The organism is Streptomyces sp. TLI_171, assembly GCF_003610255.1.
Classification (GTDB): domain Bacteria; phylum Actinomycetota; class Actinomycetes; order Streptomycetales; family Streptomycetaceae; genus Kitasatospora.
On the sequence record NZ_RAPS01000001.1, the window covers coordinates 293,551 to 306,173 of the forward strand.

Annotated in this window: 13 protein-coding genes and 1 pseudogene; 4 read left to right on the forward strand and 10 right to left on the reverse strand. The window is 73.8% G+C overall.

Annotated elements, in window-relative coordinates:
* Positions 1-35 precede the first annotated feature (35 nt).
* The 3 genes and pseudogenes from BX266_RS39600 to BX266_RS01375 form a co-directional block, all read right to left on the reverse strand.
* A complete protein-coding gene (locus tag BX266_RS39600) occupies positions 36-413 on the reverse strand; it encodes a ricin-type beta-trefoil lectin domain protein (protein WP_259465028.1) in 378 nt (125 codons plus the stop codon).
* A 30-nt stretch (positions 414-443) separates the two neighbouring features.
* Positions 444-1,637, reverse strand: a pseudogene (locus BX266_RS01370) (alginate lyase family protein); the annotation flags it as partial.
* A 143-nt stretch (positions 1,638-1,780) separates the two neighbouring features.
* On the reverse strand, positions 1,781-2,278 hold the full coding sequence (locus BX266_RS01375) for a MarR family transcriptional regulator (RefSeq protein ID WP_180290338.1): 498 nt from the start codon (positions 2,276-2,278) through the stop codon (positions 1,781-1,783).
* A 115-nt stretch (positions 2,279-2,393) separates the two neighbouring features.
* Between BX266_RS01375 and BX266_RS01380 the strand changes: the two genes are divergently transcribed.
* Positions 2,394-2,735 (forward strand): HGxxPAAW family protein, encoded by a 342-nt coding sequence (locus BX266_RS01380; protein ID WP_099897101.1) that lies wholly within the window; start codon positions 2,394-2,396, stop codon positions 2,733-2,735.
* Positions 2,736-2,832: 97 nt separating this feature from the next.
* On the opposite strand, the gene BX266_RS01385 is transcribed toward BX266_RS01380, so the two are convergent.
* From BX266_RS01385 to BX266_RS01395, 3 genes are all read right to left on the reverse strand, one after another.
* Positions 2,833-4,224: an FAD-binding oxidoreductase gene (locus BX266_RS01385; RefSeq protein WP_099897102.1), complete on the reverse strand. Its 1,392-nt coding sequence runs from the start codon at positions 4,222-4,224 to the stop codon at positions 2,833-2,835.
* Positions 4,225-4,293: 69 nt separating this feature from the next.
* Positions 4,294-4,662, reverse strand: coding sequence for a cupin domain-containing protein (locus tag BX266_RS01390; protein WP_099897103.1), 369 nt, complete (start codon positions 4,660-4,662; stop codon positions 4,294-4,296).
* Positions 4,659-6,200, reverse strand: coding sequence for an APC family permease (locus BX266_RS01395; protein WP_099897104.1), 1,542 nt, complete (start codon positions 6,198-6,200; stop codon positions 4,659-4,661). The genes BX266_RS01390 and BX266_RS01395 overlap by 4 nt, the downstream gene beginning before the upstream one ends.
* A 308-nt stretch (positions 6,201-6,508) precedes the next feature.
* Here BX266_RS01395 and BX266_RS01400 point away from each other — a divergent pair, with 308 nt between their 5' ends.
* Together BX266_RS01400 and BX266_RS01405 are read left to right on the forward strand one after the other, a co-directional pair.
* Positions 6,509-7,618: a PP2C family protein-serine/threonine phosphatase gene (locus BX266_RS01400; RefSeq protein ID WP_099897105.1), complete on the forward strand. Its 1,110-nt coding sequence runs from the start codon at positions 6,509-6,511 to the stop codon at positions 7,616-7,618.
* Between the two features lie 152 nt (positions 7,619-7,770).
* Positions 7,771-8,799 (forward strand): 2-dehydropantoate 2-reductase, encoded by a 1,029-nt coding sequence (locus BX266_RS01405; RefSeq protein ID WP_259464478.1) that lies wholly within the window; start codon positions 7,771-7,773, stop codon positions 8,797-8,799.
* An 11-nt stretch (positions 8,800-8,810) separates the two neighbouring features.
* Here BX266_RS01405 and BX266_RS01410 read toward each other — a convergent pair whose 3' ends face one another.
* Positions 8,811-9,242 carry a hypothetical protein gene (locus tag BX266_RS01410; RefSeq protein ID WP_099897106.1) on the reverse strand — a complete coding sequence of 144 codons (432 nt, stop codon included), beginning with the start codon at positions 9,240-9,242 and terminating at the stop codon, positions 8,811-8,813.
* Positions 9,243-9,386: 144 nt separating this feature from the next.
* Here BX266_RS01410 and BX266_RS01415 point away from each other — a divergent pair, with 144 nt between their 5' ends.
* Positions 9,387-10,199 (forward strand): phosphotransferase family protein, encoded by an 813-nt coding sequence (locus tag BX266_RS01415; protein ID WP_099897107.1) that lies wholly within the window; start codon positions 9,387-9,389, stop codon positions 10,197-10,199.
* Positions 10,200-10,206: 7 nt separating this feature from the next.
* On the opposite strand, the gene BX266_RS01420 is transcribed toward BX266_RS01415, so the two are convergent.
* The 3 genes from BX266_RS01420 to BX266_RS01430 all read right to left on the reverse strand — a co-directional run bounded on the left by BX266_RS01420 (position 10,207) and on the right by BX266_RS01430 (position 12,615).
* Entirely contained in the window at positions 10,207-11,127 is a 921-nt protein-coding gene (locus BX266_RS01420) for a GNAT family N-acetyltransferase (protein ID WP_099897108.1), read from the reverse strand.
* A 94-nt stretch (positions 11,128-11,221) separates the two neighbouring features.
* Positions 11,222-11,887 (reverse strand): HAD family phosphatase, encoded by a 666-nt coding sequence (locus BX266_RS01425; RefSeq protein ID WP_099897109.1) that lies wholly within the window; start codon positions 11,885-11,887, stop codon positions 11,222-11,224.
* 41 nt (positions 11,888-11,928) lie between these two features.
* The gene (locus tag BX266_RS01430; protein WP_099897110.1) at positions 11,929-12,615 is read right to left on the reverse strand and encodes a maleylpyruvate isomerase N-terminal domain-containing protein; all 687 of its coding nucleotides are present in this window, start codon (positions 12,613-12,615) and stop codon (positions 11,929-11,931) included.
* Positions 12,616-12,623 lie beyond the last annotated feature (8 nt).

The following is a 12,623-nucleotide window of genomic DNA, read 5'->3' on the forward strand; positions in this document are numbered from 1 at the left end:
TCCGGCGGCCCGCCGGGGCCCCGCGAGCGAGGGGGTCAGCCGACGGGGAGCGTCCACTGCTGGTTGGCGGTGGCGCCGCAGTCCCAGAGTTGGAGGCGGGTGCCGTTGGCGGAGCTCTGGCCGGTGGCGTCGAGGCAGCGGCCGGAGGCGGGGTTGAGCAGCGTGCCGTCGGCCCGTGGCTGCCAGCTCTGGGCAGCGGTGCCGTTGCAGTCGTAGAGCTGGGCCCGGGTGCCGTTGGCGGTGCCGGCGGCGGTGGGGTCCAGGCACTTGCCGAGGGCGCGCAGCGAGCCGTCGGCGGCGACCGTCCACTGCTGGGCGTTGCTGCCGTTGCAGTCGTAGAGCTGGACCGCGGCCCCGTTGGCGGTGCTCGCACCGGCCACGTCGACGCACTTGCCGCCGAGCCCGGTGAGCAGTCCGGCGTCGGCGGTGCCGGGCGGGCGGACGTTCGGGTTGTCGGCGTGGGTGAGGGTCTCCCAGGCGACGAACAGGTTGTTGCTGCCGTCGGGGCGGCTCTGCTCGGTGAGCGTCTGGGTGTTGGACATGGCGATGCCGTACCGGTTGTGCAGCGCGTTGAAGCCGGGTTCGGTGACGGGGCCGAGGCCGAGTTTCAGGGTGCCGCCGCAGAGCCAGGCCGGCGCGGCGGTGCCCAGCTGGTACTTGGCGTGGAAGCCGAGGGCCTGGCGCAGCCGCTCGCCGACCGCCGGGTACAGGTCCTGGCCCTGGATGGCCGCGGTCTCGGCGATGTGCGAGATGGCGGAGATGCCGTAGCCGGTGTGGGTGAAGTCGCGGCAGGTCTCCTGGGTCAGTCCGGTGACGAAGGTGGACTGGCCCTGCCAGTAGTCGACGATCTGCTGGCCGGTGGTCAGTCCGCTGCCGGGGACGGTCCTCGGCAGCGCCCCGTCGGAGGCGAGGTAGATGTAGGCGGGGACCCGGTTGAGGTAGCGCGCGATCGCCTTGTCGTACGAGGCCTTGTCGTCGAGGAAGATCGAGATGCCGACGGCGGCCTCGGTCATCGACAGCTCCCAGTTGCCGTTGGAATTGGAGCCGTTGATCACCTCCGGCAGGTAGACGGTGCGCAGCATGGTGGAGAACCGGGAGATGTCGGAGGCCGACCAGCCGCTGTAGCTGTACCGGATGATTTCGGCGGCCCGCGGCCACACCGAGCCGGCCCAGCCGGTCTGCAGCGGGGCGTTGCTGTTGGTGTGGTCGGTGATCGTGGCCGACCAGGCGTTCATCAGCTTGACGGCTTCGGCGGCGTACGCGGTGTTGCCGGTGACGTACCAGGCCAGCGCGTCGGTGTACGCGGCGATCGCGTCCTCGCGCTCGTCGGTGCACCCGTAGTTGGGGTTGGACACCGGCCCGCACTCGACCACCGGGCGGGGCTTGGGCGTGCGGGTGGTGGACGCATAGGGGCTCGCGAGCAGTTGCTGCCAGGCGGACGCCCAGGGCTGCGCCCCGGACTTCACCTGCGCTTTGACGTAGTCGAGTTGGGCCTTGCTGACCAGCACGCCGGGGTGGGTGAAGGCGGTCGGCGCGGCGGTGGCGGGGGCGGGCGCGGCGAGCAGCGCGGCGGCGGCGAGCGCGAGGGTGCCGAGCAGGCCGAGCACGCGTCGGCGGATCGCATGCGGGGGGCGCATGGCTGACTCCTGTGGGGGGACCGGGGGCGGAGGGCTCGGCCGAGCACCCAGGAGTCAACCGTCATCGCCGGTACACGGTCAAGATGCTGATAAGGAAAGCTTCCTAATGTCTCGTCAACTGCGGTGCGCACCGCCCGCACCGCTCACCCCCCGGCGCCCCGGCCCGGGTCCCGGATCTCGGCCAGCGACTCGGCCATCGCGGCCCGGGCGCGGGTGAACCAGTCGGCGAGGACGGCCACCTCCTCGGGGCCGTAGTCCGCGAACAGCTCGGCGAGGCGCCCGTAGAACGGGCCGTAGACGCCCAGGATCCGCTCCTGCGCACCCTCGGCCATCGCCACCCGCACCCGGCGGCGGTCCTCGGGGTCGGCCTCGCGGCGCGCGTAGCCGGCCTTCTCCAGGCGGTTGAGCACGCCGGTGACGGCGCCGGTGGTGAGCTGGGCGCGTTCGGCGAGGTCACCGGCGGCGAGGGCGTGCCCCGCCCGGGCGGCCTCGATGACGAAGCCCAAGCAGGTCAGGTCGGTGACGTTGAGTCCGAGCCTGGCGGCGATGTCCTGCTGCCCGAACTGGGCCAGCGCGATCATGCGGTCCATGGCCTGCATGGCCTGCTCGGACGTCGCCTCTGGGCGCGGCTTGCCCTTCACCCGATATCTCCTTAGCATCTAAGTTACTTAGCTCGTGAGATAAGTCGACCGCTCGAACGTCCACCGTCCCGGTCCGACCTGTCCCGCATCCGCCCATCACACCAAATGAGAAGACATGAGCGCACACGGCGACCACGACATGGGCCACACCGTCGCGGGTTGGACGGGCTCCGCCCTCGGCATCCTCGCCGCCCTCACCGCGGGTCTCGGCCTGATCCTCGCCTCCACCGCCGTCCTGCTCGCCGGCCTCGCCCTCGCCCCGACCGCCGCCCTCGTCACCTGGCTCCTCCACCTCACCGGCTGGGGCAAGCCCACCGGCCCCCGCCCGCCGCACCTGCGCCCCTGGCGCACCCGCGACCGCACCCCCCACCCCCAATGCCTCGGCTGCCGCCTCGCCCGCCCGCTGCACCGCCCGGCCCCCGCCCGCGACGTCCTGCTCGCTCCGGCCGCCGACTGACCGGAGCGACCCGACGGGCCCGGACCGTGCAGCGGGTGGAAGCGGCGAGGGCCGCCCGCGCGTGCGGGCGGCCCTCCTCCGGGACGGTGACGGGGCGTCAGCTGTCGAAGCCGAGGCCGAGCCTGTCCATGGTCTTCAGCCAGAGGTTGCGGCGGCCGGCGTTGCGGTCGGCGCGGTCCAGCGACCACTTGGTGATGCCGATGCCGGCCCAGCGGACGGGCTCGGGCGGGAACGGCAGCGGCTTGCGCCGGACCATCTCCAGCGCGGTGCGCTCGGTCGGCTTCCCGGCGAGCAGGTCGAGCATCACCTCGGCGCCGAAGCGGGTCGCGCCGACGCCGAGTCCGGTGTAGCCCGCGGCGAGGGCGACCTTGCCGCTGTACGCGGTGTCGAAGAAGGCGGAGAACCGGGTGCAGGTGTCGATGGCGCCGCCCCAGGCGTGGGTGAAGCGCAGGCCGTCCAGCTGCGGGAAGGTCTGGAAGAAGTGCCGGGCCAGGGTCTGGTAGGTCTGCGGCCGGTGGTCGTACTCGGAGCGGACCTTGGCCCCGTAGTGGTAGATGGCGTCGTAGCCGCCCCACAGGATCCGGTTGTCGGCGGAGATCCGGTAGTAGTGGAACTGGTTGGCGCTGTCGCCGATGCCCTGCCGGCCCTGCCAGCCGACGGAGGCGAGCTGGGCGTCCGTCAGGGGCTCGGTCATCAGCGCGTAGTCGTAGACCGGCACCGTGTAGGGGCGGATCCGCTTGACCAGCGAGGGGAACACGTTGGTGCCGAGCGCGACCTGCCTGGCGTGCACCCGGCCGTAGGGGGTGCGCACGGCCATGCCGTTGCCGGACTCGGCGATGTCGAGGGCCTTGGTGTGCTCGTACACGCGCACGCCGAGGCGCTCGCAGGCCCGCTTGAGGCCCCAGGCGAGCTTGGCGGGGTGGACCATCGCCACCCCGTCCTTGTCCCAGAGCGCGCCGAGGTAGGTCGGCGAGTCGACCTGGGCGCGCACGGCGTCGGCGTCGAGGAACTCGTAGTCGCCGTACTGCCGGGCGATCTCGTGGAACTCGGCGAGCTCCTCGACCTGGTGGGGCTCGGTGGCGACGTCGAGTTCGCCGGTGCGCTCCCAGTCGCAGTCGATGCCGTGGGCGGTGACGGCGTCCTCGATGGACTGGAGGTTGCGGGCGCCGAGCTGTTCGAGCGCGGCCATCTCGTCGGGCCAGCGCTCCAGGCCGTTGCCGAGTCCGTGGGTGAGGCTGGCGGCGCAGAAGCCGCCGTTGCGGCCCGACGCGGCCCAGCCGGTCTCCTGGGCCTCGATCAGGACGACGTCGCGCCCGGGGTCGCGCTCCTTGGCGATCAGCGCCGTCCACAGGCCGCTGTAACCGCCGCCGACCACCAGCAGGTCGCAGCGGACGTCTCCGGTGAGGGCCGAGTTGGCCTCCGGCCGTCCGGGGTCCTCCAGCCAGAACGGGGTGGGCTTGGCATCCCGCAGGGCGTGTACGGGGTCCATGTTCTCGGTTCCTTGCCTAGGGAGTCGGCCCGGCCGTGAGGGCGGCCGGGCCGTCGGGTACTTCGGGGGTTACCGGTCCGCGTCCGGGTCGGGCCCGAGGTCGATCGCGTAGACCTTGCGGAGCGTCTCGTGCACGGTCCAGGTGGTGCGGTCGCCCTCGCGGAGCACCGCCAGGTCGCCGGGGCCGACCTCCAGCACGGTGCCGTCGTCGAAGGCGACGGTGGCCCGGCCGCTGAGCACGACGAACATCTCGTCGGCCTCGGTGTCGGTGACCACCCCGGGGGTGATCTGCCAGATCCCGCGCAGCCGGCGGCCGTCGGCGGACTCCCAGACCACCTTGCCGGTGACCTCGGGGGCGCCGGAGACGATCTGCTCGGGGTCGAGCGGCTCGGGCTCCAGCTCGGCGTCCGGGACGTGCAGGGCGAAGCTGTTGATCATGCCTCGACGCTATCCGCTCCGGCGCCCGCGGCGGCCCTGTCACTGTGTGCCGAGTCCGCGTCGCGGCCTGACACCTCGTAGACGGCGGCGTCGGCCGACCGGGCCTCGCTCAGCGCCCGGTCCGCGGCGGCGGAGGCGCGGGCGGCCTTGCGGGTGGCCAGCAGCGGGTAGAGCAGCAGCGAGATGCCCACCACGACGAGGCAGTACAGGACGGCCTTGGTGCCTTCCTCGCGGTACTGCTCGATGGCGGCCCAGGCGCTGACGGAGGTCAGGCAGACGGTGATCGCGGTGATGCTCCACCAGCCGCCGGGGATCCTGTAGGGCCGCTCCAGGTGCGGTTCGCGGATGCGCAGCGCGATCAGCGCGGCGACCTCCAACAGGATGCCGAGGTTGGTGAGGAACACGTCGTAGATCACCAGGGTCTCGAACTTCGAGAAGCAGAACAGCGCGTAGACGACGGAGGATCCGATGATCGAGGCGATCGGCATCCGGTAGCGCCGGGACTCCTTGGACACCCAGCCGGGCAGGTAGCCGTCGCGGGAGAGCGAGGAGGGCAGCCGGGAGTAGGAGGCGAGCAGCGCGGAGAACATCGCGACGGAGGCGAACAGGCCGCCGATGGTGACGGTGTACTGCAGCCAGGGGCCCGCGAGTTCGCCGGCGATGTCCGAGAACGAGCCGTCGTCCCAGGTCTTCCAGCCGGCGTCGCCGTTCGCGCCGACGGCCAGCGAGGCCAGCGAGGGCAGCAGGTAGCCGACGATGATCAGCAGCACGGACCAGAACAGCGCGCGCGGCAGGTGCTTCTTCGGGTTCTCCATCTCACCGGCGACGGTGGAGACCGAGTCCCAGCCCGAGTAGTTCCACATCACGATGAACAGGCCCGCGCCGAAGGCGTTCCAGCCGGACTGCCCCTGTTCGGCGGTCATCGAGGAGATCGGGTTGATGCCGTCGGCGAGCAGGTGGTAGGCGCCCACCGCGGTGAGGATCAGCATCGGGGTGAGGCAGATGGCGGCGAACGCCACCGAGGACTCGCCGACCCAGCCGGCGCCCATCAGGTTGAGCAGGGTGAAGACCAGGATCACCGCGACCCGGATCAGCCAGTTCAGGTCGACCTGCAGGCCGACCACCTCGAACAGCACGTGCTTGCCGGGCGCGACCGCGCCGACCAGGCTCTCCAGGTACGAGGTGAACATGACGGGGTACAGCGCCATGTCGACGAAGCTGCAGACCCACTGCAGCAGGCCCTGCTGGAACGCCCAGAACCGGCCCAGGCCGCGCTTGACCCAGTGGTAGTAGCCGCCCTCGACGGGGATCGCGGTGCCCAGCTCGGCGCAGACCAGGGCGTGCGGCACGCTGTAGATCAGCGGGGCGACCACGATCAGCAGGATGCCCATGCCGGGCCCGGAGGTGGAGAACAGCGGCTCGATGCCGTAGGCGCCGCCGGAGACGCTGAAGAAGATCAGCGCGACCAGCGGAACCAGGCTCACGCGCTTGGGCGTCGCCCACCGGCTCTCCGGCGGGGCCACGGGGATGGCGGTCATTTTCACCTTGGCAATCGGATCTCGGAACGGATGTGCGAGGCACGAGTCTCGTCGCCTGGCTGACCTGGGACAATCTTCCAAGCTGTCAGACGTCTTGTTGCGCCTCTGACACACTGGCCCCCGCCGCGCCGGATCCTTCGCGGTCTCCGCCCACGGACCACCTCCCGGACGCGGAACGGGCGCGGAACGGACACGAAACGGACCCGAACGGGCCGCGAACGGTTCCTGAGCAGGCGTCAGGCCGTGGTCGCGAAACCGCCCGCGCCTCCCACACCGCCGCGCCCCGCGCGGGTACCGTTCAGCGGGTCATGCCCACCATCACCGACCAGCCGGACGGCGGCCGCCCGCGTCCGGTCCTCAGCACCCTCGTCCGCTACTCGCCCTTCCTGCTGATCGGCCTGTCCGCCGGCGCGGACGCGGAGACCCCGGCCGGGCAGCGCTACGACCGCTTCGTGGTCGCCGCGCCCGCCCTCGCCGCCGCCACCTGGGGCGCGCTGGGGACGCTGGTGATCGGCGCCCTCGCGGTGATCGCGGAGGTGGCCCTGGCCCTGCACCGGGACGGCCGGATCGGCGCGGCCGGCGCCTCGGTGATCGCGGCCACCGTCACCGTCACCTGCGCCGCCGCGTACACCGCCGGGATGCGGGTGCGCCGCGAACGCGACCTGGCACTGGTCCGCTCGGTCGCGCGCACCGCGCAGCAGGTGGTGCTGCGCCCGCTCCCGGACCGGATCAACGGCGTCGACCTGGCCCTCTACTACAGCGCGGCCGCCGAACAGGCCCAGATCGGCGGCGACCTGTACGAGGCCGTCCGCACCCCCCACGGCGTCCGGATCATCCTCGGCGACGTGCAGGGCAAGGGCCTGCCCGCCGTCGAGATGGCCGCCGCGCTGCTCGGCACCTTCCGCGAGGCCGCCTACGACTCCCCCGACCTGCCGTCCCTGGCCAGCCGCCTGGAGACCGGCCTGCAGCGGTACGCCGAACGCGCCTCCTCGACGGACGCCTCGGAGCGCTTCGCCACCGCCGTCCTGCTGGAGATCCCCGCCGACCGGCCCGAGGCCCACCTGCTCAACTGCGGCCACCCGCCGCCCGTGCTGATCCGGTCCGACGGCGTCCGCCTGCTCGAACCCGCCTCGCCGCTGCCCCCGCTCAACCTCTCCGCCCTCGTCGCCTCCGACTACCACGCCCAGACCGTCCCCTTCGGCCCCGGCGACCGCGTCCTGCTCTACACCGACGGCGTCAGCGAGAGCCGCGACCGCCACGGCGAGTTCTACCCCCTCCCCGCCCGCCTCGCGGCCTGGACGGCCACCCCCTCCCCCACTCTCCTCGACAACCTCCGCCGCGACCTCCACCACTACGCCGGCGGCCCCGCCGACGACGACGTGGCCGCCCTCCTCGCCACCCGCCGCACCGACCCCTGACCCCCGTCGACTCCGCGCTCGGGCGTCGCCCGGCGGCGAGGCCCCGGCGGATGCCGTTCACACCGCCGGAGGTTCTCCCGGTCCCCGGCACTGACACCACCGTTGACCGGACGGTAACCTCTGGGGCCGTGCCGATGACGAAGGAGCCGCCGGTGTCCGAGGACCGTCCCATGCCGCCCCGGATCGCCGTGTTCGGCGCGGGCAGCATCGGCTGCCGCCTCGGCGGCGCGCTCGCCGCGAACGCCGACGTCACGCTGGTCGGCCGCCCGGCCGCGATGGCCGAACTCGACCGCGAGGGGCTGACCGTGACCGGCCCGGGCGACCGCCGCCTGCACGCCCGGCCGCGGACCGCCGTCGAGCCGTCGGCCGTGGCGGGCGCGGACTTCGTCCTGGTGACCGTCAAGTCGACCGGCACCGCCGCGGCGGCCGAGGCGCTCGCCCCGCACCTCTCCGCGCACACGGTGGTGCTGAGTTTCCAGAACGGCCTGCACAACGCGCAGCTGCTCCGCGACGCGCTGCCGGGCCGCCCGGTGCTGGCGGGCATGGTGCCCTACAACGTGGTGCGCACCGGTCCGGCGTCGTTCCACCAGGGCACCGACGGCCGGCTGATGCTGGAGCGGGCGGAGGCGGCGCAGCCGTTCGTGGCGGTGGCGCGGGCGGCGGGGCTGCCGGTCGAGCTGCGCGAGGACATGCCGCAGGTGCAGGCGGCGAAGCTGTTGATGAATCTGAACAACGCGGTCAACGCGCTCTCGGGGCTGCCGCTGCGCGAGCAGCTGGGCAGCCGCCCGTACCGGCTGGTGCTGGCCCGCTGCCAGCGCGAGGCGCTCGCGGTGTTCCGCGCGGCCGGCATCGGCCCGGCCCGGCTCGGCCCGGTGCCGGCGGCGCTGATGCCGGCCGTGCTGGGGTTGCCGGACGCGGTGTTCCGGCGGGCGGCGGCGGCGAGCCTGCGGGTGGACGCGCAGGCCCGTTCCTCGATGTGGGAGGACCTGCAGCGCGGCCGGCCGACGGAGATCGACGAGTTGCAGGGCGAGGTGCTCGCCCTGGCGGCCCGCCACCGCCTGCCGGCTCCGGCCAACCGCCGGCTGCACGCCCTGGTGCGGGCCGCCGAGTCGACGCCGGACGCGCCCCCGTGGGCGGGCCCGGCGCTGCTCGCCGCGCTCGACGACGTGGAGCCGCGGTAGCGGGGCCGGCCTCAGCCCTGCTGGTGGGTGTGGTTGTTGACGACCTGGTTGGTGCCGATCTGCAGGGTGATCCCGTGCCGGCCGCCGCTGATCTCGTTGTGGACGGTGGTCACCTGGACCCGGGGGTCGGCCGCCAGCCCGATCGTGTCGAGCAGGGACCGCAGTTCGGCGACCGCGTCGGGGTGGTCGGCGAGGACGAGCAGCAGGCGCTGCTCCCAGTCGCGTTCGACGCGCTCGCGCCGTTCGGGCCAACCGTGCTCGTCGGCGTCCAGCAGTTCGGCGATGTCGACTTCGAGGCGGGCGGCTTCGACCCGGCCTTCGCGGCCGCGGGTGAGCAGGCGGCCGACCCGGTCCCTGACCTGGTGCCACACGTCGGTGGCGACGGCGCCCGCCATCGCGGACGCCCCTGCGGCGGCCAGTTCGGCCAGTTCGGTGCCCACCATCGCCGTTCCCCCCTCGTCGGTTTCGGGTACTCGTACCCTAGTGACCCGTGCCCGCGCCGTGCCCGGGTTTCCCCTTCCAGCCCCCGTCCGGGAGGACCGGCCAGGCCAGACCCCTTTCTCCACCACGGGAGCTGACGGACCGCCATGACCTCGCCCTGGAGCACCCACACCGTCGAACTGCTGCCCGACACGGTCCGCAAGCGCTTCCGTCCGGAGGCCAACGGCGACCCGGCCCGCGAGTGGCGGGCGCTGACCCTGCTCGACCGGTTCGCGCCCGGCCTCGCCCCGCGCCCGATCAGCTCGGACGGCGGCGTGATCACCATGTCCCGGCTGCCGGGCGGCCCGCTCCGCGGCGCCGCGCTGACGCCCGGTCAACTGGACGCCCTCGCGGCAGCCGTGGATCGGCTGCTGCGCGCCGTGCCGGCGGACGTCGCGGCCCGGCTGCCCCGCCGGCGCTGGGACGTGGCGCACACCGTCGCGGCGATCCGCGCCCGGACCCGCTCCGCCGCGCCGCCCGAGGAGCCGGCGGTGCGGCGGGCGCTGGCGGAGGGCATGCGCTGGCTGGCGAAGTCCGAGCCGGACCTGCGCGGATCGGGGCTGGCGGCCACGCCGGTGCTCGGGCAGGCGGACGGCAACCTCGCGAACTTCCTCTGGGACGGCTCGGCGGTGCGGGTGGTGGACTTCGAGGACTCGGGGCGCAGCGACCGCCCGTACGAGTTGGCGGAGCTGGTGGAGCACGTGTCGGCGTGGGTGGATCCGGGGGCGGTGCTGGACCATGCCGGGTTCGTGGCGAGGTTCGAGCTGTCCTCGGCGGAGGCGCGGCGGTTGCTGATGTGCCGTCGGCTGTTCGCGCTGCTGTGGCTGGTGTTCCTCACCGGCGACCCGGGGACGGAGCGCGGCCATCCGCCGGGCACCGCGTCCCGGCAGGCCGGGCGGCTGCGGGCGCTGCTGGCCTGAGGCGCGGTCAGTCGGCGACGAGGGTCCGGCCGACCACGGTGGTGCTCCGCCGGATCGTCATGCCGAGTTTCAGGTACAGGTCGAGGGCGCCCGTCCCGGAGTGCGTCCACAGCGTGCCGCTGCGCAGGCCGGCCAGGTGGCAGGCGCGGAAGCTGTACTGGAGCAGGTGGCGGGCGATGCCGCGGTGGCGGTGGTCGTGGTGGACGGCGAGGGTCTCGACGTAGCCGTCGGGGCTGCCGGGGAGTTCCAGGGCGAGGGCGGCGCCGACGGGGCGGCCGTCGACCAGGGCGACCGGGGAGCGTTCGGGGGCGAAGGTGGAGCGGTGCAGGTGGAAGCCGGCCCACTCCTCGAAGGGCCGGCGGCGCTCGCTCCAGCTGCCGAACGCCTCCTCGGTGAGCCGGTGGACGGCCTGTTCCTCGGCCGCGTCGCCGACGCGGATCGGGCGGACGGTGACGCCCGCGGGCGGCGGCGGGAGTTCCGCGCCGTCGAGCGGGATCTCCAGCAGCCAGTTGGTGGCCCGGGGGCGGTAGCCGTGCCGGTGCAGCAGCGCGGTGGCGGCGGGGTTGCGGTCGTCCACGGTCTGGGTGAGGACGGTGTCGCCGCGTTCCAGGGCCCGGCGTTCGGTCCACTCCAGCAGCGCGGCGCCGAGGCCGCGGCCCCGGTGGGCGGGGTGGACGGCGACGGCGGTGCGGCGGTCGGTCCAGGCCCAGGCGGCGAGCGAGCCGTCGGGGGCGTGGATCAGCACCACGTCGGCGGCGGGGTCGAGTCCGGTCCTGGCCAGGACGGTGGCGAGCGCGTCGGGGTCGGCGGTGGCGGCGTCGTCCAGGGCCCGCCGGCAGGCGCCGGCGAGGGCGTGGATCCGGGCCCGGTCGGCGGCGGGATCGATCGGGTGCGCGGTGTAGCCGTCGGGAAGCCGGACCTCGGCCATGCGGTGTCTCCCCCTCGGAGCTTCGGGTTCGCGTCGGTGACGGGTCGTCAGGCGGCGCCCGGTGCGGCGCCTCGGTGCAGTTGTCGGTCGGTGGTCAGTCGGTGGCGCGCAGCAGCGCGGGCAGCCGGCGCATGTCGTCGAACAGCACGGCGTCCGCGCCGAGCTCGCCGAGCAGCGCGCCGGTGGGGCCGCCGGTGTAGCCGAAGCAGCGCATGCCGGCGGCGCGCCCGGCGCGGACGCCGTTGGGGCTGTCCTCGACGACGGCGCAGACCTCGGGGGCGTAGCCCGTCCGGGCGGCGGCGTGCAGGAAGACGTCGGGGAACGGCTTGCCCCGGGCCACCTCGCTCGCGCTGAAGATCCGTCCGGCGAACTGCTCGTACAGGCCGGTGCGGCCGAGGGTGTGCCGCATCTTCTGGTGGCTGCCGCTGGAGGCGACGCAGTAGGGCAGGCCGAGCTCGGCCAGTGCCTCCACGATGCCGTCGACGGGGGTGAGTTCGGCGTCCACCAGTTCGTGGTGCCGCTGTTCGAACCGGCGCTCCCATTCGGCGGCGGCCTCGGCGCCGAGCCGGTCGCCGATCTGCTGCCAGATCGCGGCGTGGGTGCGGCCGATGAACCGTTCGACCACCTCGGCGACGGTGAGCGGCCAACCGAGCTCGGAACCGATCTCCACCTGCAGGCGGACGGCGATCCTCTCGCTGTCGACGAGGACGCCGTCACAGTCGAAAATCACCAGTTCGACGGGCTTGTGAGGGTCGGTCATCCCGGCAGCATAGGTGCGTCGGACGCGAACCGCCGCCACGATCAGCCCAAGGTGAGCCAGGTCACACCGGCCCGGTCGACGGCGGCGCGTTCGGCGGCGGTGAGCGGCGCGCGGCCGGTGGCCCGGCGCAGGAAGCCGGGCCGGTCCCAGCCGAGCCCGGCCCGCACCGACGCCCCGTCACCGTGCCCCAGCAGCAGCTCCTCCAGCAGGTCGGCGGCCTGCCCGGTGAGCCAGGGCGCGCGCTCCAGGGCGTCGGCCAGGTCGAGTCCGTGCACGGCGAGTTCGACCACCCGGGTGGTGAGGAAGTCGGTCAGCAGCATCGGGTCGCCGTGCCGGGTGCGCACCACCCGGCCCGGCGGCTCGGCCCGGCAGCGCAGGTCGACCTGCTGCCAGGTGCGGCCGAAGTCGGCGAGCAGCGCGGGGCCGTCGGTGAGGTCGGCGGCATGGTCGCGGGCGAGCGCGATCCGGGCGCCGTTGGTCGCGGCGTCGAACCGCTCGTCCGCCCGGTAGTAGCCCGCGGCGCTCACCTCGGCCCGCTCCGGCTCGGGCGCGTCCAGCATCCCGGGCACCCGCCCGACCGCCACCCGCACGTGCGCCAGCAACTCGCCCACCGTCCACGGCGCGCACCGCGTCGCCCGCCCCCACTCCGCCGCCGCGACCCCCGCCAGTCCGGCCTGCAGCGCCGCCGACTCGGCCGCGAACGCCCGCTCCACCTGCTCCTTGTCCATCCCCGCAC

Bases quoted from the DNA above. Each gene is read 5' to 3' on its own strand.
- BX266_RS01380 (WP_099897101.1), top strand. From the start codon at position 2,394: ATGAGCGCACACGGCGACCACGACATGGGCCACACCGTCGCGGGTTGG.
- BX266_RS01385 (WP_099897102.1), bottom strand. From the start codon at position 4,224: ATGGACCCCGTACACGCCCTGCGGGATGCCAAGCCCACCCCGTTCTGG.
- BX266_RS01390 (WP_099897103.1), bottom strand. From the start codon at position 4,662: ATGATCAACAGCTTCGCCCTGCACGTCCCGGACGCCGAGCTGGAGCCC.
- BX266_RS01395 (WP_099897104.1), bottom strand. From the start codon at position 6,200: ATGACCGCCATCCCCGTGGCCCCGCCGGAGAGCCGGTGGGCGACGCCC.
- BX266_RS01400 (WP_099897105.1), top strand. From the start codon at position 6,509: ATGCCCACCATCACCGACCAGCCGGACGGCGGCCGCCCGCGTCCGGTC.
- BX266_RS01410 (WP_099897106.1), bottom strand. From the start codon at position 9,242: ATGGTGGGCACCGAACTGGCCGAACTGGCCGCCGCAGGGGCGTCCGCG.
- BX266_RS01415 (WP_099897107.1), top strand. From the start codon at position 9,387: ATGACCTCGCCCTGGAGCACCCACACCGTCGAACTGCTGCCCGACACG.
- BX266_RS01420 (WP_099897108.1), bottom strand. From the start codon at position 11,127: ATGGCCGAGGTCCGGCTTCCCGACGGCTACACCGCGCACCCGATCGAT.
- BX266_RS01425 (WP_099897109.1), bottom strand. From the start codon at position 11,887: ATGACCGACCCTCACAAGCCCGTCGAACTGGTGATTTTCGACTGTGAC.
- BX266_RS01430 (WP_099897110.1), bottom strand. From the start codon at position 12,615: ATGGACAAGGAGCAGGTGGAGCGGGCGTTCGCGGCCGAGTCGGCGGCG.